At 71.1% G+C, this 19,795-nt stretch carries 17 protein-coding genes; 4 read left to right on the forward strand and 13 right to left on the reverse strand.

Features of this window, described 5'->3' with window-relative positions; genetic code table 11:
- The first annotated feature begins 9 nt into the window (after window positions 1–9).
- Window positions 10–555 carry a hypothetical protein gene (locus BLW57_RS11720; RefSeq protein WP_093474229.1) on the forward strand — a complete coding sequence of 182 codons (546 nt, stop codon included), beginning with the start codon at window positions 10–12 and terminating at the stop codon, window positions 553–555.
- 16 nt (window positions 556–571) lie between these two features.
- On the opposite strand, the gene BLW57_RS11725 is transcribed toward BLW57_RS11720, so the two are convergent.
- The 8 genes from BLW57_RS11725 to BLW57_RS11760 form a co-directional block, all read right to left on the reverse strand.
- The gene (locus BLW57_RS11725) at window positions 572–2,656 is read right to left on the reverse strand and encodes a protein kinase domain-containing protein (protein ID WP_176985553.1); all 2,085 of its coding nucleotides are present in this window, start codon (window positions 2,654–2,656) and stop codon (window positions 572–574) included.
- Window positions 2,657–2,690: 34 nt separating this feature from the next.
- Entirely contained in the window at window positions 2,691–4,901 is a 2,211-nt protein-coding gene (locus BLW57_RS11730; RefSeq protein WP_093474232.1) for a serine/threonine-protein kinase, read from the reverse strand.
- 11 nt (window positions 4,902–4,912) lie between these two features.
- Complete coding sequence (locus BLW57_RS11735; RefSeq protein ID WP_093474234.1) at window positions 4,913–5,884, reverse strand: protein kinase family protein; 972 nt, start codon at window positions 5,882–5,884, stop codon at window positions 4,913–4,915.
- Between the two features lie 116 nt (window positions 5,885–6,000).
- Window positions 6,001–6,300, reverse strand: a complete 300-nt coding sequence (locus tag BLW57_RS11740; RefSeq protein WP_073890159.1) for a WXG100 family type VII secretion target — start codon at window positions 6,298–6,300, stop codon at window positions 6,001–6,003.
- Window positions 6,301–6,374: 74 nt separating this feature from the next.
- The gene (locus BLW57_RS11745) at window positions 6,375–6,725 is read right to left on the reverse strand and encodes a WXG100 family type VII secretion target (protein WP_073890157.1); all 351 of its coding nucleotides are present in this window, start codon (window positions 6,723–6,725) and stop codon (window positions 6,375–6,377) included.
- 132 nt (window positions 6,726–6,857) lie between these two features.
- A complete protein-coding gene (locus tag BLW57_RS11750) occupies window positions 6,858–8,078 on the reverse strand; it encodes a S8 family serine peptidase (RefSeq protein ID WP_256339467.1) in 1,221 nt (406 codons plus the stop codon).
- A 99-nt stretch (window positions 8,079–8,177) separates the two neighbouring features.
- Window positions 8,178–9,845, reverse strand: coding sequence for a hypothetical protein (locus BLW57_RS11755; RefSeq protein ID WP_306822951.1), 1,668 nt, complete (start codon window positions 9,843–9,845; stop codon window positions 8,178–8,180).
- 137 nt (window positions 9,846–9,982) lie between these two features.
- On the reverse strand, window positions 9,983–10,414 hold the full coding sequence (locus tag BLW57_RS11760) for a hypothetical protein (protein WP_093474238.1): 432 nt from the start codon (window positions 10,412–10,414) through the stop codon (window positions 9,983–9,985).
- 515 nt (window positions 10,415–10,929) lie between these two features.
- Between BLW57_RS11760 and BLW57_RS11765 the strand changes: the two genes are divergently transcribed.
- Window positions 10,930–11,466, forward strand: a complete 537-nt coding sequence (locus BLW57_RS11765) for a hypothetical protein (protein WP_093474240.1) — start codon at window positions 10,930–10,932, stop codon at window positions 11,464–11,466.
- A gap of 13 nt (window positions 11,467–11,479) precedes the next feature.
- On the opposite strand, the gene BLW57_RS11770 is transcribed toward BLW57_RS11765, so the two are convergent.
- The 5 genes from BLW57_RS11770 to eccB form a co-directional block, all read right to left on the reverse strand.
- A complete protein-coding gene (locus BLW57_RS11770) occupies window positions 11,480–12,571 on the reverse strand; it encodes a hypothetical protein (RefSeq protein WP_143051597.1) in 1,092 nt (363 codons plus the stop codon).
- Window positions 12,568–13,827, reverse strand: coding sequence for a hypothetical protein (locus BLW57_RS11775; RefSeq protein WP_093474243.1), 1,260 nt, complete (start codon window positions 13,825–13,827; stop codon window positions 12,568–12,570). Before BLW57_RS11775 ends, BLW57_RS11770 begins: the two co-directional genes overlap by 4 nt.
- Window positions 13,821–14,429, reverse strand: a complete 609-nt coding sequence (locus tag BLW57_RS11780; protein ID WP_093474244.1) for a hypothetical protein — start codon at window positions 14,427–14,429, stop codon at window positions 13,821–13,823. Before BLW57_RS11780 ends, BLW57_RS11775 begins: the two co-directional genes overlap by 7 nt.
- Window positions 14,417–15,649, reverse strand: a complete 1,233-nt coding sequence (gene mycP / locus BLW57_RS11785) for a type VII secretion-associated serine protease mycosin (RefSeq protein ID WP_093480661.1) — start codon at window positions 15,647–15,649, stop codon at window positions 14,417–14,419. Before mycP ends, BLW57_RS11780 begins: the two co-directional genes overlap by 13 nt.
- Window positions 15,650–15,732: 83 nt before the next feature.
- Window positions 15,733–17,256 (reverse strand): type VII secretion protein EccB, encoded by a 1,524-nt coding sequence (eccB, locus tag BLW57_RS11790; RefSeq protein ID WP_093474246.1) that lies wholly within the window; start codon window positions 17,254–17,256, stop codon window positions 15,733–15,735.
- A 205-nt stretch (window positions 17,257–17,461) separates the two neighbouring features.
- Here eccB and eccE point away from each other — a divergent pair, with 205 nt between their 5' ends.
- Entirely contained in the window at window positions 17,462–18,832 is a 1,371-nt protein-coding gene (eccE, locus tag BLW57_RS11795) for a type VII secretion protein EccE (RefSeq protein ID WP_093474247.1), read from the forward strand.
- On the forward strand, window positions 18,832–19,596 hold the full coding sequence (locus BLW57_RS11800) for a hypothetical protein (RefSeq protein ID WP_093474249.1): 765 nt from the start codon (window positions 18,832–18,834) through the stop codon (window positions 19,594–19,596). Before eccE ends, BLW57_RS11800 begins: the two co-directional genes overlap by 1 nt.
- Window positions 19,597–19,795: the final 199 nt, after the last annotated feature.

Genomic DNA, 19,795 nt, shown 5'->3' on the forward strand with positions numbered 1-19,795 from the left:
CCGAAACCGATGCCGCAGTCCCGCTCCCGATTCCCGCTCCCCCGCGTCGTCGGCCTCCTGGCCGTCCTGGCCATCGGCCCGGCCGTGACCGCATGCTCGTCGGGAAGTTCACCGGCGAAGCGGGAGTACGCCACTCCCTCGTCGCTGTGCGGGACCGCCGTGTCCTCCTCGGCGCTGGAACCGCTTCTTCCCGAGGGCAAGAAGATCTCGTCCGTGAAGAGCGGTCCCACCGGCTTCGCCCGATGCCGACTCGTGGTCGACGGGCAGGTCGCCGTCACCAGCATCGTCGAGCAGTGGAAGTCGGGCACCACGCTCAGCGACGTCGCCTACGGCACCTACGGCATCAAGTCCGACAGCGTCGAGAAGGAGAACACGCGGTACGTCGTCACCGACGCGCAGGCGGTCGGGCGCATCGCCTGCGGGAGGCCGGGCAAGGACGGTCACGTCGTCTTCGCCATGATCCGCAAGGAGCACGGGACGGCCGGTGCCGCGGCCATGGAGAAGGTCATCACCGAGTTCACCGACACGGTGTCCACGTCGAAGCAGTGCGCCTGAGCCCTGGTCTCCCGGCTCAGAAGACCGGCAGCGCGCAGAGCAGGGCGTCGTTCCTGACGAACGCCCTGTTGCCGCCGACCGCGATCCCATGGTGTTCGGCGTCGGGCAGTTGGCAGGTGAAGCCTCCGTCGCCGGTCTCCACGTCGACGGCGTTCACGTCGGTCTTGTAGGCGTGGTCGATCATCCACACCCCGGTGCCCTGGAGGAGAATCCTGCTGTCGCCACTGGCGTCGCTGCGGGCGGTCCACTTCTTGCCGCCGTCGCCGGTGTCGCGGCGTTCGGGGAACATGCCGGCGAGCGCGTAGACGCTGTCGCCCGAGACGGTCGGCGGGCCCCACTCCGCAGGCGCCCGGTACATGTCCCTGGTCTCCTTGGACCAGATTCTCGTGCCGTCGGTGATCCGGTGTGCGGCCAGTGTCCTGCCGTTGACGTACACGACTCCGTCCCGGGCGACCGGGCTGAGCGCCACGTCCTTCGCCTGGTCGAGGTGCCTCCACGCCTCGCTGCCGTCGCGTGTCGCCACCACGAGCAGGTGACCGTCGACCGTCGCCAGCACCAGACGGCCGCTGTCGACGGCGGCCCGCACCGAGATCCTGCCGCGGAACTCCGGCGGGATCCGTGCCGTCCACCGGATCCGGGCGTCGGCGCGGCCCACACTGCGCAGCCGGTGGTCCTTGGTCATGACGTAGACGGCCTCGTCGTCGGCGGCCAGCAGGGCCGCCGCGTCGGCGTCCGCGGTCCACTTGGCCCGCCCCGTGGAAGGGACGAACGTACGCACCGTGCCGTCGGTGTCCAGGGCCACGACCAGGCGGTCGGAGAGGGACAGATAGTGGCCCGGCAGCAGATCCCGCACCTGCCACCGCTTCTTGCCGTCGACGACGTTGAACGCGCCGACACCGCCGTACACGCCGATCACGACGACGTCCCGCACCGGCAGCGGGTCGCGGGAGTCGGGGTCCGCCCCCACGTCGGCGCGCCACAGCGCTTTCGGTGACCCGCCGACGACGAAGTCGCCGTCGTCCGCGGACAGCAGGCGGGCCTCGGGCGTCCGCACGGCCGGCGGGATCCGGAACGGGTCGGCCGCGCGGTCCGCCCGGTCCTGCCGGAGCAGCCACCACGCGGTCGTACCGCCACCCGCAGCGAGCACCGTGCCGCCGGTGGCGAGGCCGGTGAGCAGGCGCCGTCTCGTCACGGTCGCCACCGTGCCCGTCGCAGGCGGTGCGGTGAGCCGGTGCACCTGCCGCTCGCGTTCCCTGATCTCGTCCGCGACCGGGCCGCGCCGCCACACCCGGTCGCTGTTCTTCGGCGGGGCGAACGCCGTGACGATCTGGGCCGGACCGGGCCTCGCCGCGGCGTCCTTGGCCAGGCAGGGGGCGACGAGCGCGTGCAGTCGGGGAGACAAGCCGTTCCAGCGCGGCTCGCCGTGCACCACCTCGTACTGCACGGCGGCCACGTGCCCCGCCTCGAACGCCCGCCCACCGGTGGCCGCGTAGACGAGGACGGCGCCCAGGGAGAACACGTCCGCGGCGGGCGTCACGCGCCGCCCCAGGACCTGCTCGGGGGCGCCGTACCCCGGCGTGACCGGGATCTGGCCGGTGGTGGTGAGCGTCAGACCGTGTTCGGGGCGGGCGATGCCGAAGTCGATGACCCGGGGCCCGGTCGACGTCAGCACGATGTTCTGGGGCTTGAGGTCACGATGGACGAAGCCCACGGCGTGGATGTCCGCGAGGGTCCGGGCGATCGACGCCGCCAGGGCGCGCACGCCCGTCTCGTCGAGCGGCCCGTGCGTGTCGACCGCCTGGTCCAGGGTCGGGCCGGCGAGGAACTCGGTGGCGATCCAGGGGCGCCCGCCCTCGGTCTGCGCGCCCAGCACGGCGGCCACGCCCGGGCTTCGTACCGCCTGGGAGGCGAGCGCCTCACGCACGAAACGCTGGGCAAGATTGCCGTCGTGGGCGAGTTCCGGGCGGAGCACCTTGATCGCGGCGACGGTTCCCGCGCCGTCCTCGCCCACGTACACCTTGCCCATGCCGCCCTCGCCCAGGACGCCGAGGAGGCGGTACGGCCCGAGCCTGATGGGGTCGCCGACTCCCAGGGGTTTCATCACCGACCGCCTTCTCGTCTCGTCATGGGAACGTTCACTTGAGAGGGAAGGCCGCGAGGAACTTGCCGCCGAGCGCGATGATCACGCGGGCCTTCTCATGGGCGAGGAAGCGGTCACCGGTGGTCCTGTAGGAGGCCGTGGGCGTGCGCGTGGAGAGGTCGATCGCCCAGAGGGCCGAGGCGCGCTTGCTGTACGCGTGATCGGTGCCGATCACCGGCGCCGCGGACACGTCCGCGTCCGCTCCCGCGCCGCCCTTCTCCTCCCACAGCGGCCGTCCGCTGCCCGGCTCGAAGGCGACGAGACCGCGGCCCTTCTCGACGGCGTAGACGACACCGCCCTTGACCGCGGGCGGGCCGTACGTGCGGCCGGGCCGCCGCGCCCGTGAGTCCCACGTCCGGGTGCCGTCGCTCAACCGCAGCGCCTGCAGGCGTCCGGTGCCCACGTAGAGGTGCTGGGCGTCCGTGGCCATCGGCAGCTGGACCCGCCCGGGTACGACACCGTCGAGTGGCCGCTCCCAGCGCACACTTCCCGTCCGGGTGTCGCGTACGACGGCGCGGACCTTGCCGTCGCTCGTCTCCTGAAGAGCCACGAGGCTGTCGCCGACGACACGCGCCGCGAGGAAGTACAGGCGGTCGGTGCGGTCCGGCCGCGGGGGCAGCGGCCTGGTCCACAGCTTCTTCCCGGTGCCGATGTCGACGGCGAAGACCGACCAGGACTGGGAGGCCAGGAAGTACTCGTCGTACTTCCCCGCGCCCGCCGCCGCGTACACGACCCCGTCGGCCGTGCACAGCACCTGGTTCTGCGTGATCACCCCGTTGAAGTCCGTCAGCCGCGCGAAGGGATCGCTCGCCGTACCCGTGTCGAGGTCGACGGACGCGAGGAGGAGCGGGAATCCGCCGGGCTTTCCGGCGTTGCCGTCGGACCCCGGTGGGGCCACCATCCGCACGAGCCGATTGCCGTCGGTCGCCACCTGCCAGTGGATCTCCATCCGGTCCGACGTCCATCGCACGGTCCCGGACGCGGCGTCGATCCCGCCCAGCCCCTTGCCGGCCACCAGCGAGACCAGGTTTCCCACGGCGAGCGGCTGGGCGGGCGGGACCGTTCCGTACGGCGGATCGGCGACCTGCAGCTGCCAGACCGAGTCGAGCTTCTTCTTCGGCAGCAGGCTGTTGCTGGGGCCCGGCGCGGGTGGTTCCGGTTCCGGCGAGGTACGCCGGTTCCATGCCCAGGCTCCCGCCCCCACGGCCGCCGCGCCGAACGCCACTCCGCCTCCTGCCAGCAGCAGCCGGCGACGGGGCATCGGGGCGGCCGGTACGACCGTCGTCCCCGCATCCGGTCGACGTGGCGCGGCGATCCGCTGAGGGACGATCTGCCAGACCTCGGTGGCACGGCGGGCGATCTCCTGGAGTACCGAGTCCGGCAGGTGTTCCGCGAACTCGCCCTCGCCGTCGTGGAGTTCGGCGGCGAGCTGAGAGGTGGTGGGCCGCCGGAACGGGTTCTTGTCCAGGCAGCGGCCGAGCATCGGCACCAGCGCTTCGGGGACGCCGTTCAGGTCCGGCTCGCCGTACCGGACGCGGTAGAGCAGATCGGCGGGCTGACCGTGCCCGAACGGAGCACGGCCGGTGGCGGCGAAGACGAGCACTCCGGCCAGCGCGAACACGTCGCTGGGCCACGTGGGGTCCTCGCCACTCGCCTGCTCCGGCGACATGAACGCCGGGGTGCCGACGGCGGCGCCGACTCCGGTGAGACGGTCGTCGCCGATCGCGCGGGCGATGCCGAAGTCGATGACCTTCGGCCCGTAGGCCGTGACCAGGATGTTGGACGGCTTGAGATCGCGATGGACGACGTCCGATCCGTGCAATCGGGCCAGCGCCCCGCACAGGGCGGCTCCGAGGGCGCGCACGGTCGTCTCGGGCAGCGGCCCGGCGATCCGGACCGCCTCGTCGAGGGGCGGGCCGAGTACGTATTCGGTGGCGATCCAGGGCGTCCCGGCCTGTGTGTCCGCGTCCACGACCCGGGCCCCGTGCTGCCCGCCGATGACACGGGCGGCGTCGGCCTCCAGCCGGAACCTGCTGCGCGCGCCGGGGTCCGAGGCGATGCCGGCGTGCATCGTCTTGACCGCGACGGTCCGTCCGCCCCGGGAGCGTGCCAGATACACCGTGCCCATGCCGCCACCGCCGAGGCGGACGACCGGGCGGTACGGCCCGAACGCATGCGGGTCGTCGTGAGCGAGCGGAGTGGGCATACGTGTGGCCGTCAGTCCTGGCGGGAGGCGGGCGGGGCGGCACGCGGAATGTCGGCTGCGAGTACGGCGGCGGACTGGTGGGCGAGGGCGGCGATCACGCGCCCCGGCAGCCAGCCCGGCCCGAACGACGCGGCGACTCCGGAGGCGAACCCCGCGTCGGCCGCCTCGTGCGCCGCCCCGAGTGGTGCGGGGGGAACGGCAGCCGACTCGGGCGTGCACACGTCGAGCAGCTCCACCAGTGGGGGCCGGTTCCCGGGGTCACGCGAGAGGCAGCGGCCGATGATCGTCCGCAGCGCGGACGGCAGTTCGGTGCTCTCGGGGGTCGTGTGGCCGGTGGCGGCGTACGCGAGGGTGGCGCCGAGGGCGTAGACGTCGCCCAGCGGACGGGGCCGGCCGCCGGCCGCCTGCTCGGGCGCGAGACTGCCCGGTTCCAGTCCGGGCAGACCGGAGCGGGCGGTGCCTTCCGGCGCGGCGGCCCGGGCCGCGCCGAAGCAGGTGAGGCGGGGTCCGTCGGCGGCGACCAGTACGGCCGCGGGAGAGACACCGGCGTGAGCCAGTCCCTGCCCGTGCACGATGGCCAGGGCCTCCGCCAGAGCCGCCCCCAGGGCCCTGACGGTCCGCTCGGGAAGCGGCCCGCCGTGCACGGCGAGGACGGTGGGGAGAGGGAGCGCGGGGAGATACGGGCGCGCGTGCCAGGCGGGTTCCCCGGGGCCGGCACAAGCGGTGGCGGGGGCCGTGAACCGGCCGAGAAGGTACCGGGAGGTTTCGGCTTCGGCCATGAAGCGCTGGTGATCGGCGCCCGGGAGGGGTGCGCCGAGGAGGACCGTGTGCTCGCCGTCGTCGCTGCGGGCGATGTACCGCCGCTCGGGTACCGGGACACCGCTGTGCGTGTCGTCCAGCCCGGTGAGCAGGACGTAGGGGCCGACCCGGCGTGCGGCAGGGTCCTGCCGCGCCTCGCGGACAGCCGCGCCTGTCGGGAGCATGTGATTCCCGGTCCTCTTCCTCGCGGGAACGGCCACTGCCGCCGGCCTGTGGGCCGACGACAGGGTGGGCGCCTCCCGCGCGCGCCCACCCTGGAGTTGCTTCTACGAGCCCCGGCCTACCGGAAGTAGCTGGCGGCCTTCTTGTCGCCTTCCATGTACGTACCGCCGGACTGGGCGACGACGTGACCGATGCCGGTCAGCGCCTGGTGGATGTCGTTCGCCTCCTTGTCCCAGCGGCCCAGCTTCTCGTTGAAGGTGTCCTGGGCCTGGCCCTCCCAGTACTGAAGGCTGCTCACGACCAGCCTGCGCAGCTCCTGCAGGTCCTGCTCGAGCTGGCTCGCCTCGTTACCGATCTTGGTCGCGGCGACGTCGAGCCCGTCATAAGTGACTGACAGACCGTCAGCGTTGTTGGCCATGCGTCTCTACCTCGTCTCACTGCTGTGTGTCCGTGGATGCCGGCTGCCCGGCGGAATGCGGTGTCTCGCTCGACTCAGTAGGAGTTGAGGGCGGACGTGGGAACGGTGGGAGCGCCGTCCTGCAGGTCGATCTTGGCGACCGCCGCACGCACCTCGTCTTCCTTGCTGTCCTTGATGTTGCGGGTCGCGGTCATCGCCTCGATGACGTCACCGAGGATGTTGCCGATGTTGCGCAGCGACTCGTTGATCTCGTACTGCTTGCGGTCGAACGCGGCGCGGCCGATACCGTGCCACTGGCCCTCGAGGCCGTCGATGACGCCCTGCAGCCCGTGCACCCGCTTCTGGATGCCCTCGTACTTCTCGACCATCTGCTTCTCGAGGTGGACTACTTGTGCGTCTTCGAGCTTCTGCTTGTTGCCGGCCATGTCAGCCCGCCCTTTCTCTGTGTGTCTCTTTCGTCCAACTGTCTCGGCTCACCGCTGCTCAGTGCGCTGCGGCGACGAGCGCGTACTGCACGCCCGCTCCGAAGATCGCAGGGTTACAGACGGCTGACGACGTCACCTGGCACGTCGTGCCCGCATGACGGCCACACCCGCACCGCCGATCACGATGACCGCGGCGGCGGCGCCGAGCGCGATCCAGAGGGTGTTGCTGTCGTTCGACGGCTCCGCGCTCGATCCTGCCGCCGAAGTCGCCCCGCCAGAAGCCTTTTCGGGGGCTTGTGACGCGGTTGATGCACTGGCGGAAGGGGAGGGCGAGGGCTTTGCGCCGGACTTGGCGAGGAGGTTTCCGCCGTTCTCCTTGGCCAGGGGGTCGACGTTCGCCGGGCCTGCGTTGTAGTGGGCATCGGCCAGGACGAGACGGGGGCGAATCATTCCGTAGCCCGCGTACTTGCTCGGCTTGTCCTTGGGCCATTTGCGTCCGGCAGTATCGACCATCGCACGCACGACCTGGTTCACCGTCCAGTTCGGGTGAGCCGACCAGATGAGAGCCGCTGCGGCTGAGGTCAGCGCGGTCGCCGGACTCGTGCCGTGACGGTTGTCGCAATATGCACGGAAGGTGGCGTCACACCAGCCGGGATAACCCTCACCAGGAGCCGCAAGGTCGACGTAGCCTCCGTAGGACGAGAACTTGGAGACCGTCAAGGACTTGTCCGCCGAGGCAACTCCGACGACGTAGGGATATGCGGCGGGATAGTCGATGTAGCCTTTCCCGCCCCCGCCGGCGTTGTTACCCACTGCCGCAATCAGCAACTTGCCTTTGGACGCGGCATATTTGACCGCCGCTTCGTCCTCCTCAGTGGTCATACCGCCGAAGGACATGCTGATGATCTTCGCGTCGGTGTCGGCCGCCGCCCTGAGCGCTTCCGCTGCTTCCGGGGTCTTCTCCTTCTCGGACTCCCCCTTGAGGCCTTCGAGCTCCACTCGGTAGGGCACGATCTTCGCTCCGGGCGCGAGACCCTTCAGGCCACCGCCCGCGCCCGTACCAGCGATGAGTTCGGCCATGCTGGTTCCGTGACCGGCGTAGTCGTCAGTGGCCTTGTAGGCGACCGACTTGGGTACTTCGTCCGCCAGCACCTGCCCCTTCAGGGACGGCGTTTCGGGATTCACGCCGGTGTCGATGACGGCGACCTTGACGCCCTTGCCCGTGCTCACCTTCCACATCTGCTCAGCCTCCATGGGGCCGAGGTACCACTGCTTCGACTGTTCGTCGTAGGCGGCGGCGTGCGGGGCGAGGCCCACGGTGACGGCGGCCAGGGTGCCGACGACCGCGGTCACAGCGCGTACTCGTCCACGACCGCGCGTTCCGTGGAACGTGGCCCGCCCGGCTCGTCGGCTGGTCCCTGACTTCATCGTTTTCGCTGTCCTCGCTCGCGCTCAGTCGACCACCGGCGGTACATCACGCCGGGGCTTGGTGGGCAGGTGTGTCTCTTCGTCCTCGACCAGGTAGTCGGGACGCGCGGTTCCCTCCGCGTCCTTCTCCTCCCTGGGCTTGCCGTCACGTCCGGGCCCGCGCACGAGGCCGGAACCGCCACGCGTCATGCCGTTGCGCTCGGCTCCGGCAGAGGAGTTCCGCCCGGTAGGCCTGCCGGTGACGGACTCGGACGTTCCCGTACGGCCGCGGGCACCGGTGGTGTTCGAGCCGGGTCGCCCTGCTGCCTCGGACGCTCCGAAGACGCCCCGCTGCCCGACTCGCCCGTTCGCGGAGCGCGAGTTGGCTGCCTGCTCACCGCCGACGACCGTGCCGCGAGGGATCCTGGCCCCGCTCTTGGACGACGCACCGCCCGTGTTCGTGGGTCGGCCGCCGACGACTCCGTTGGACCGGCCCGCCCCGGTGGATGGCCCGCCGCCCGTGCGCGACGCGGCCGTGCCACCGGCTCGCGGCGTACCGCCGGAGATGCCTCGGCCCATGGGCGTGGACTTCGACCCGGACGTGGCGCCCCTCGCGGCGGACTGGCCGGTCGACGTGGCGCGGCCCATCTGGTTCGTGGGCCCCTGGCCCGTGGTGCGGCCGGAACCGGGGTTGCCCAGGTTGGACGTACCCGCGCGGCCCTGCGCGGACGGCGGGGTGCGGTATCCACCCGTGCCGTTCAGGGGCCGCCCCGTTGTGCGGCCGCCGGGAAGGGGGGTCCCGACAGGGCCCGGGAACACGTTGGGCTGGCCGCCGCTCGTGGGCGGCGTGCCCGTGACCGGAGGGGTGTGGGTGGGCCCCGGCGCGGTCGTCGTGGGCGGAGGCAGTGTGCCGGTGCTGTCGATGTGCGTGCCGACAGGCTCGTCGACGTGCGGCACATTGCCCGGGACCTGGTGCGTGGGAGCAGGCGTGTTGCCGCCGGTGTCGTGCACGCTTCCGTGGCTCGTCGGCGCGATCGTCGTGTGGTGCGTTCCGACCGATCCGGAGGACACACCCGCGGAGCCGTCGGCGACAGAGCGCTCGGAACCGGAGCCCGGATCCTGCGCGTAGGTGCTCGGCTTCGGTACGCCCATGTTCGGCACGTCCTTGAACGTGGGCGCCTTCTCGTCCAGGACCTGCAACTGCTCCTTGGACACCGCGTAGTAGGACGCCAACCGGTTCATCTGGTTGATCGCCTCTTGGCGGTCCTTCTCCACCTTGACGGCAGCGGTGTAGTCCTCTTTGTTCGCTGCCTTCTCTGTCTCTGTGAAGTGTTCGGGGCGCTTGCGGCTCGCCCGCGTGTCTCGAGCCGGCATCGCCTTCCGGACGGATGCCAGTCCGACAGCGGCCGCGGTGATCTGGTCGCCCGCTCCTCCCGCGAAGCTGCTCAGGTCGTAGGTGCTCGACACCAGACCGGTGCCCCACGTGCGGAAGTCGTCGCCCGCTTTTCCGACCCATGGGACGGTCTCGAACTGCCCCTTGAGCTCGTCGGCCGCCACCTTGATGGCATCGCGTGCGTCCCAGAGCGCGCGACCGGAAGATTCCAGGTCCTCGGGATTCGTCCTGTCGACGAGGTCGAGCATCGCATTCAGGTCGTAGTCGTCGAATTCCGTACGACTGACCAGGGCCTCCTTGTACGGAGTGGCCTTCGCCACGCCGCGAATGGTGCCGTCTATGAATTCCCTGAGGAAGCCACCGCCATGAGGATGCTCCCCAGCACCCCGAGCGAGGTCCGTGAAGGTGTTCTGGCCGGAGACCCGATCCAGGTCCTCTGAGTGCTTGTCGGTCATCGTCACATCACCATGTCGTTGCCGCCGCCGGCGTGCTTGTCACCCGTCAGGCCCTGGACCTGCTTGATCTCCAACTGGATCTCCCAGAACCGCCGCCGCTGGTCCTCTTCGAGGTTGTCGAAGGTCCCCTTGGCCCCGAGGACCGCGATACCCAACGCCTCGATCTGCAGGTGCAGCGTCTTGGAGAGGTTGGTGAGCCTCTCGTGCACCGCGTTGAACGTCCTGTGCAGGGCGTCGGCCTCGTGGAAGCTTCCGCCCGTGCTGCTGAGAGCACCTTGCCTGATCGACTGATCGTGAAGCCGCGTCGGAGCACCCGGCGACTTCTCAAGATTCTGCAGGACCCCGTCGACCCGCTTGACGAACTTCTTCAGCGCGTCACCGCTGGCCTCCAGGTTCGCCGCCGACACGCCCCCGACCATGTCTTCCGGAAGCACGACGCTCCTCCCCGTTTCCCCGTACACCCATCGGCCCGACCGGGTCGAGGGGCGTTACTCGCTCGCCGTACGATCGCAAAGCGAGCCGCGCCTGACAACGCGTTTACCACTCTAGTCAACCTGCCCAACCGGTCCAACCAAGCATGTGTGTTAACTCGGTTACGAGACCGGCTGCGGTGCCATGGTTTGCCCGACTTGCCGGTTCGCAGCGAACGCACGCATGTGACGACCCACCAAGAGGCCGCCCTGCAACGGTCCTTCTGTAAGACGGATCACCGGATGCCGGTCACGAGGTCTCGGATCTCCATAGGATCTCCACACCTGGTCGGCGGTCCGCCGCCAGCAACACCTGCACTGGCTACGTGAGTTGCTCTTCACCCGAACGAGGACCCCACCCGCCTGGGTGACGCGCATCGGACGCTTGAGCAGCACGCGCGTGAACGTGAGGGCCTGTCGGCCGCACACGAAGGGGAAGATTTCACCCCTTCCTGAACTACCATCAGTTGCGAGAACCCATGAAACCGGCCTCTTTCACCCGCCGCAGCCATCACGCTGGGGCTGCTGTTGCAGTTTCCGTCCTGCTTCTCGCAGTCTCCAGTTGTAGCGAGAACGGTCGGGAACGCGCCTACACCACGCCCCGTTCGCTGTGCGGCACCACCGTGGACTCGGAAGAACTGTCGAAATTCCTCTCACCGGGCGAGAAGGTCGCGACGAAGAAGACGGTCGACTCCTCGACCGCTACTCGGTGCGCTGTTTCCGTGGACGGCAAACGGATCGTCTACACCGCGCAGGAGTGGTGGAACGACATGACCGTGTTCGAGTTCGCCCAGGGGATGACTCTCGACGAATTGGACCACCAGACCGACGACGGGCATTTCGCCTATTCGGGGAACCAGGCCTTCGGCAAGACACAGGACTGCCGCAACGGCAAGGATCAGGTTCTCTACACCGCCATTCAGGCCACCGGTTCGAAGCACCAGGACCCGGCGGCCATGAAGAAGCTGATCAACGCCTACACCAGGGCGGTGGAACGGTCGGACGCCTGCCGGTAGTCGGTCCCGCTCGTCAGGGTGTCACCGGCGCACCGCAGCCCCGTCCCCGTGCCGAGTGTTCCGCGAAGGCCCGCAGCGCCTTCCTCGCGTACTCGCGCTCGGCCTCGGGCACCCGCGTCCCGTCCCCCGGACCATCGCGGCGGACCACGAACACCGCCCGCTCGGCCCCGTCGGCCGGGCACGACGCGGATCCCCAGTAGGAGCCGTCCTGACGTAGCCGGCCCTTGGGGGCGTCGGCCGGGGTGGGGTCGGAGGTGTAGTGCTCCTCCGCGTAGCCGGCCTTGAGGCGCTGTGCGTACGGCCCGAAATAGGCCTGCAGGGAGTAGCGGTGACGGCCCAGGCCGTCGTCCCCCAGGGAGCAGGACTCCCAGGGGGCTCCGGCGCGTGTCGTCTCGCGGGCCGTGGTCACACCGGTGGTCCGGGGGATGCCGGCGCAGGTGCCGGTCGCCGTGGACAGGGGCTCGAACTCCTCCTCCGAGACCGGGAGTCCGACCGTGCGGAGCGGAGTCCGGCCCGGGCGGGTCACGCAGCCGTACGCGTCGACCGCCTTCTTCGCCGTGCCCGTGGCGATACGCAGGTGAGCCGGGCGGTTGGCGGGGTCGTCCAGTGTTCTGCCGAGGTCCGTCTCGACCGTCACCGTCAGGCCCCTGACCGGTTTGCCCGCCGGCCCCGGCCTGCTGCCCCTGCCGCACCGCAGGGTGAGCGTGGTCGTCGCTCCGCCGTCGTCGGAGTCCGCGGCGAAGAGGCCGGACCAGCCCTGTCCGACCGGCACCGGCAGCGTGTCCCCGGTGGAACCGCCGGCGAGGGGGACGGAGAGCCAGCCGTTCGCGCCGATGCGCCCGGTGTCGACGATGCTCACCTTCGCGCTGCCGCCGTCGGCCTCCGCGTTCACCTGGCAGGTGTCGATCCCGTTGCCGGATCTGCTGTTCACCTCCAGGTGGCCGTTCCCCAGCACCGCGCGCACGTCGGCGAGGGGAAGCATCCCCCCGCAGGCGCGCGCCACGGCGCGGTCGTTCTCGCCGTACAGCCAGAGACCGCCGCCGAGTGCGAGCAGTGCCGCCACCGACCCGAGTGCCGTGTTGCGGATGATCCGTCTGCGTGTCACGTCCACTGCTCCACCTCGCCCAGCAGTTCGGTGTCGTGGCAGTGCTGCGCCTTCGGCCATCCCTCCGGCGCGGACAGGTAGCTCTTCATCAACTGGTGTACGCGCGCAGACATTTGTGCGCGCTGGGCTCGGCTGAGGCGATAGGCGCCGTCCACCGCTCCGTCCAGGTCCGGGCGCACCGAGACGCGGTGGTACGTCGGCCCGGCCGCGCACTCCGACCGGGCCCAGAGGGCGAGCGTGGCGTCCGTGTCGGTGAGGGTGTCAGGCCGGTCGTCGAAGCCGGGGTACTCGCCGTCGCGCTCGTAGTCGCGGTACGCGCTGCGGCCCAGGTCGCCCGCCCAGCTGGTGGCGTCGGCGGTGACCGGCTCCAGCGGGGCGGGCTGCGGGTCGGTGTAGGCGCTCTTGTCGTCGTTCCAGCGCCGGGCCTGGCAGACGCTCAGCAGGCGGGACCGCTGGAGGTCGCCGGTCGCGGTCCAGGTGCCCCGCAGGGGTGCCGATCCTGCGCGGCTCCTGGCGGTCATCCACCGGCATTTCCCGATGCCGCGGCCCGGCTCCTCGACGCGTACGGAGCCGTAGTCGCCCGAGTCGACCGGACCCCCGTCGGCGTCGTGTTCCTCGTACGTGTCGATCACCCCGGCGGGGGGCCGGAGCGCGGACGCCGAGCCGCAGTTCGCCCGTTCCGCAACACCGGCCGCGACCTCGACCGCGATGCGGAACCGGGTGCGTACGGACGCCTTGTCCATTCCCACGGAGACATACATCTGCGTCGACGGGCGCGCCCGACCGGTCAGGCCCTTGGGGCACTCGGCGACGACCCAGAGCGGGCCCTCGTCGTCGCTGTCTCGGCCGGTCACGCCGGGGGCCTCGTGTCCCGGTGCGAGGAGGTCCTCGGTCTTCAGCTCGTACGGGAGGTGGTTGACGAGTGTCGCCGCCTCGACGTGCACACCCCCGTGGCCCGGCCAGTCCAGGGTGCAGTTCAGCAGGGAGCGGCTCTCCATGCCGGGCTGCAGCAGGGTGCCGTACTGGTCCAGCTTCCCCCGCACCGCATCCGGAACCCGTCCGGCCAGTTCGCCGTACGGCAGCAGGCCACCGCACGCTCGCCTCAACTGGACGCGGTTGGCCGTGAGATGGCCGCCCTCGTCCGACAAGGCCAACGTCAAACCGCTCGCGGCCACCGCGAGGGCCACGGCCCCCGCCAAGGGCAGGCGCAGTCTCCTCGGGATGCGTGCCGTCGCCTTCCTGACGGAGGTCAGCACGTGCCCTCCCGGACCGTCACGGCGAGCCGGTACCCCAGGTAGGTGAGCGTCCCCTCGCCGCCGGTGATGCCCGGCGGGGTGTAGTCGTCCTTCTTGGAGCGGGTGCGCTCGACCCGCGTGCAGAACGCGTCCCCCGCGCCGTCCGCGGTGACCGTGAAGGAGCCGCCTGCGGCCGTGGCGCCGGCGGCCGGCGTGACGGCCACGCCGGTCTCGGGGGCGTCGCCACCCGCGTTGCGGACCACCTTGTCCTCGATCAGCGACGCGTAGTCGTCGAAGTGGAGGGGGCTGCCCGACTCGTCCGTCTGGAACCGGTAGCCGTCCAGTTCGTCCGTGGCCCGGTGCACGGCGCTCGTCAGCTCACTGTCGTTCCACGACGAGTCGTCGGAGACGCCGAAACCCTGGACGGCCGTGTAGACGCCGAGGCCGGCCAGGGTCACGAGGACGACGCGGGCGACGACGAAGGCGGCGTCGGGTATCTCCGGGGCCGACGGATCGATGCTCGCGCGCCAGCCGCGTACCCGGTCGGCCTTCACGCAGGCCATGGCGAGGAGCACGGCGGACAGGGCGAGACCCAGGACGTTCAGCCCGGTCAGCGCGTCCACGTACCGGCCTCCGGCACCCGCCCGCGCCTGCGCCGCGCGTCCCGGACGGCCACGGCCGTGCCGCCCAGTCCCGCCACCAGGACCAGGCCGCCCACGACGACGTACGTCGCGAGCCTGGTGTTCCGCTCCTCCGCGGTCTCGCCGAAGCGCAGCGGAGAGACCGACGGGGCCTCGCCCCTGGCGACACCGTCCTCGGGTGCTGGGGACTCGACGGGGTGCGCCGGATCCACGGCCGTCAGCGCCCGCACCGGATCGACGACGCCCCATCCGACCCGCATGTCCTTGCCGGGGATGGAGCGTTCCGCGGTCTGTTCGATCTGGGCGACGACCTGCCGGGCCGTCCAGTGGGGGTACTTGGACTTCAACAGGGCGGCCACGCCCGCCACGTACGGGGCGGAGAAGCTCGTGCCGTTGTCCGAGCAGTGGCCGTTGCCGGGCACCGTGGAGATCATGTCGACGCCGGGGGCGGCGACGCCCACGAAGTCACCGGACTGCGAGAAGGGCGCGCGCTCGTTGTTGCGGTCGGACGCCGCCACCGCGAGGACGCCCGGGTAGGACGCCGGGTACGTGACCTTGACGTTGCCGCCGAGACCGTCGTTGCCGGCCGAGGCCACGATCACGACCTTCTGGCCGATCGCGAAGTCGACCGCGTCCTTGAGGACCGAGTCCTTGGGGTCGAGCGCGTTGGCGGTGTCCTGGGAGATGTTGATGACGTCCGCGCCCGCCCGGACCGAGTCTCTGATCGCTGTGGCCAGGGTGTTCGCCGTGCCGTCGCCCTCGGCGTCGTTCTGCTTGATCGGGATGATCGTGGCGTTCGGGGCGAGGCCGACGAAGCCCGTGCCCTTCGCCGGGCGGGCCGCGATGATGCCCGCCACGCGGGTGCCGTGCCCGACGGTGTCCGTGGTGCCCGAGTTGTTGCCGCGTTCGATCTTCTCGCCCTTGGAGTTCTTCGCGGGCAGCAGGTTCTTGCCCTTGGAGGCGTCCACGGCCTTGGTGAGCTGCGGGTTCTTGATGTCCACGCCGGTGTCGATCACGGCGACCTGGACGTTCTTGCCGGTGGACTGCGCCCACAGCTCGTCCAGGTTGACGCGCTGGAGCGCCCAGGGGCGGCCCGCGTAGGGCTTGGACGGGAACGTGCACTGGCCGTCGTCCGCCCTGGCCGGGGCCGCGGGGAGGGCGACCACCGTGGTCGTCGCGGTGAGGACGACGGCGCCGGCCATGGCCAGGATCCGGCCGGTGAGTCCCGGTGCCCCGGCCGCGGGCGTGTGTGCCTTCAGCATGTGTGCGTCTCCTCCGCCCGTCGCTAGGAGCCCTGCGGCTGGCGTGCCGCCGACTCCGACAGGCGCGGGCCCGTCGGCAGGAACCTGGACCACTCCAGGGGCACGGGCGTGGGCTTCACCTTCTCGTAGCCGAGGTGGGTCTGCGCGATCCGCGCCTCGCTCAGCTCCTCCTTGCGCTTCTTGGCGGAGGTGCCGATGCCCTGGTCGTCGGCGGCGCTGTCGCTGTTGGACTGCAGGGCGTAGCGCAGGCCCGTGTCGGTGACCAGGAAGACACCGCCGGCGCCGGTCTCGGTGCCCTGGAACTGCCGGTAGAGCTGGCCGGAGCCGGGGGTGACGTACGCGCTGGAGGAGCCGGTGGGCAGCTGGGCGGGGAAGTCCGTGCCCACCCAGGTGGACAGCGTCTTGACGCCCTTGGCGCCGACCGAACGCAGCACGTTGCAGACGGTGTTGCGGCCGCTGGTGGTGCTGGAGCCGTCGTTCACCGTCTTCGGCTTGTACGTCGGCCAGTTCTTGTCCGCCTGGAACGTGGTGCTCTCGCCGACGGCGCCGGGGCTGACCTTCTGCGCCTCACCGGCCTGGCCGACGCCGACCAGCTGGCCGCTGCCCAGCAGGAGGGTGGCCGTGAACTCGGAGATGCGGGCCACCTTGCCCGGCAGCACGACGTAGTACTGGAGGGTCTGCCCGTCGTACGCCTTCACGACCTCGCCGACCTTGTCGTACTCGCCCAGCAGGCTGCCGCTGCCGGCCTTCGCGCCGGGCGTGCCCTCGATCCTGGGGATCGAGACGGGGGTCCCCTGGTGCAGGGTGTCGAGCCAGTCCTGGGAGACGCGCTGCGGGGAACGGCCCTGAGTGTCGAGAGCCTTGAGCAGTTCCTTGTCGGTGGGGTCGGCGATCTTGTACGCCGTGCCGCGCGCGTCGACGACGTACTGGCTCTTCCCGTCCGGGCCGACGACGTACATCAGGTCGCCGCGGGTGAGTCTGTCGCGGCCCTCGGTCCTGGACCACTCCTTCTGCGCGAGGACGAACGCCGCCTTCTGGATGGCCCGTCCGCCGTCGCCGGGGCGTTCGCAGACCGCCCACCGCTTGGCGGCCTCCGCCTCGTCGGAGGAGGGCAGGCGGTCGGGGGCGTAGGGGATGCCGATGGTGGCGCCGTGCGGGGGCTTGCCGCTGTCGAGGATCTTCTCGTCGACGGTGATGACGTCGGCCTTGTCGGGATCCAGGAGGAGTTTCGCCGAGGCCATGTTGAGGACGGGGTGCAGCTGCGTCTGCTTGCCGGTCTTCAGCACGACGTACCGGGTGGTGGACTTGCTGGCGACGATGACGTGTTCCTCGGGTGTGTCCCAGCCCTTGGGCGCCGTCGGGCTGAACATGCCGACGGCGCCGAACACCGCGAGGACCACGGCGCCGACGACGAGGCCGGGCACGAGCGCACCCAGCGGTTTCGGGGCGCCCTCCTCGGTGCCCGACGGGGAGGGCTGGAGGAATGACGCGAGCGTGCGGCGCTTCGCGAAGGTGTAGGCGTTGAGTTCGTCCCGCCGTGATGCCATCTGTGTCCGCTCTCTCCCCGTTGCGGAGCCGTGGGGGACCTGTGAAGATCCGTCCCCCGCCCTCGTTGCCTCTGGTGCCTCGACTGTCAGACCCGGCCCCTACTATGCCTGTTGCGCGGACGTGCTTGTGGCACGGGTAGGGTGCTCAGGGCTTGAAGGGACCGGAGCACAAGGGTTTTCGGGAGAGTTCGGGGGTTTTGGAGTGATGGCTTCCGCAACGCGGACCCGGTCGCGATCGCAATCGGGGTCACGCTCGGGTGGCACGCGCCGGCAGGGTGGCCGCCGCTCTTCCTCCGCCCAGCCGGACACGCGGCCCGCATCCGCGTCCTACCAGGGCACTTTCACCCCGCATCCGGAGTCCCGTTCGGGGCGCGGCGGTTCGTTCGCGCTGCAGCGGCTGGTGCTGCTGGAGATCGCGGCCGCGCTCGTGGTGTGCGGATGGCTCGTGAACATGGTCGCGATGGTCGCCGCCGCCGTGGTCGCCGCGCTGCTCGTGGTGCTCGCGGTCGTACGGCGCCGGGGGCGTTCCCTGCCGGAATGGCTCGGCACCCTGCTGGCGCTGCGGGCCCGCAGGCGGCGGGCCGCGAGCACACCGCTGCCGCCCGGCACCGACTCCGGGCTCGCGCCCGCCGTGGAGTGCGACCCGACCCTGCGCACCTACAGCTACAGCCGCGGCGAGGACCGCGACCAGCGGCCGGTGGGCATGGTGGGCGACGGCGGCTTCCTGACGGCGGTGCTCCAGGTGGAGTCGGACGCCGACGCGCTGCGGGCGGAGCGCAGCCGCAGACCGCTGCCGCTGGCCCTCGTCCGGGACGTCCTCGAAGTCGACGGGATCCGGCTGGAGTCGGCGCAGATCGTCGTGCACACGCAGCCCGCGCCCGCGCTGCACCTCCCCCAGCAGTCGGTGGTGGTCAGCAACTACGCGCCGCTGCAGGCCCAGACCGGTTCCCCCGCGGTCCGCATCACGTGGATAGCGCTGAAGCTCGACCCCGAGCTGTGCCCGGAGGCGGTGGCCGCGCGCGGCGGCGGTCTGACGGGCGCGCAGAAGTGCCTGGCGCGTTCGGCCGAGCACCTGTCGAGCCGGCTGACCGGCGCCGGGTTCCGGGCGAACGTGCTCACCGAGGAGGAGCTGACGGCGGCCATCGCCACCTCCGCCTGCGCCAACCCGATGGTGACCGCCCAGGCGGCCCAGGTCGGCCGGGGCGAGGCGGCGCAGCGGCGCACCGAGGAGTCCAGCCGCAGCTGGCGCTGCGACAACCGCAGGCACACCACCTACTGGGTGCGCCGCTGGCCCCAACTGGGCGGCTCCGGTGGCTCGCTGGCGCAGTTGGTGGCCCAGCTGACCGCGGTGCCCGCGCTGGCCACGACGTTCAGCATGACGCTGGCCAAGGGCGCGCAGCAGGACGTGACCGTCACCGGTCATCTGCGGATCACCGGCCGCAGCAACCAGGAGCTGACCGACGCGCGGCGCGAGCTGGAGCGTACGGCGCGGCAGGCCAGGACCGGGCTCGCCCGGCTGGACCGTGAACAACTCCCCGGCGTACTGGCGACCCTGCCGCTCGGAGGTGCCCGCTGATGGCCATGACGACCTCTCCCACCCCGGCGGGCACGACCCCGTCGGGGCCGGGCCTCGGCGAGCGGCTGCGCACCGGCTTCGGCCTGCTGGGCCCCCGCCACCCGCGGCACGCCCTGCCCATCGAGCAGGCCGACGCGCTGTCCCTGCCCATCGGCGACGACGGTGTGGTGGTCGGCGACAACGCCGAGGGCCAGCCGGCCGTGCTCGGTGTCAACCGTCCGACGCCGTACGACATCGTGCTCATCGGCGGCCTGTGGACCGCACAGGTCATGGCGTTGCGCGCGGCGGCCACGGGCGCGCGGGTGGCCGTGGAGACGGGGCGGGCGCAGGCCTGGATGCCGATGGTGCACGCCATGGGCGGCGGGCAGAACGGCCTCGCGGTGTACGACGTCGGCCGCGTGCCCCCGCAGGGCGCCTCGGCGGGTACGCCCGTGCTCGTGGTCCGGGACTGCGGCATGCGGCCGCCACGCGGCCGTGTGGTGTCCGCGCCGTGGCAGTCCGTGCTGACGCTGCTGCCCTATCTGAGCCCGGTGGCGCCGCGGTTGATGCGTCAGGCGCGGCTGGTGGGCGTGCAGCGGGTGTCGCCGGACGAGGCCGCGGAGATCGGCCGGGTGATGGGGCTGCCGCGGCCGGAGCTGGAGACGCTGCCCACGCTGCCGGACGGTGTGACGCTGTGGTGCACGGAGCGGGACCGGCAGTACGTGGTGACCCGGGCGACGGACGCGGAGACCGGACTGCTGGGCGTGGCACGCCGGATGGACTGACCATCGTCCAACTTGGTCCGTTTTCATCGGCATTGCCGATTTATCGCGTGGATCGCGTGGTTACGGGGCCCTGCTGAGGGGGCGTCTTCGTCACGTTTCGGTATACGTACGCGTGTCTCGCGGCGGCCTCCGGCCCGATGTGACGCGTCGGACGGCCACGAAGGGGTGGCGGGGCCTGCCTGCCCCGCGGTTTTGGTGA

The sequence above is a fragment of the Streptomyces sp. 1222.5 genome, assembly GCF_900105245.1.
Taxonomy (GTDB): domain Bacteria; phylum Actinomycetota; class Actinomycetes; order Streptomycetales; family Streptomycetaceae; genus Streptomyces; species Streptomyces albidocamelliae.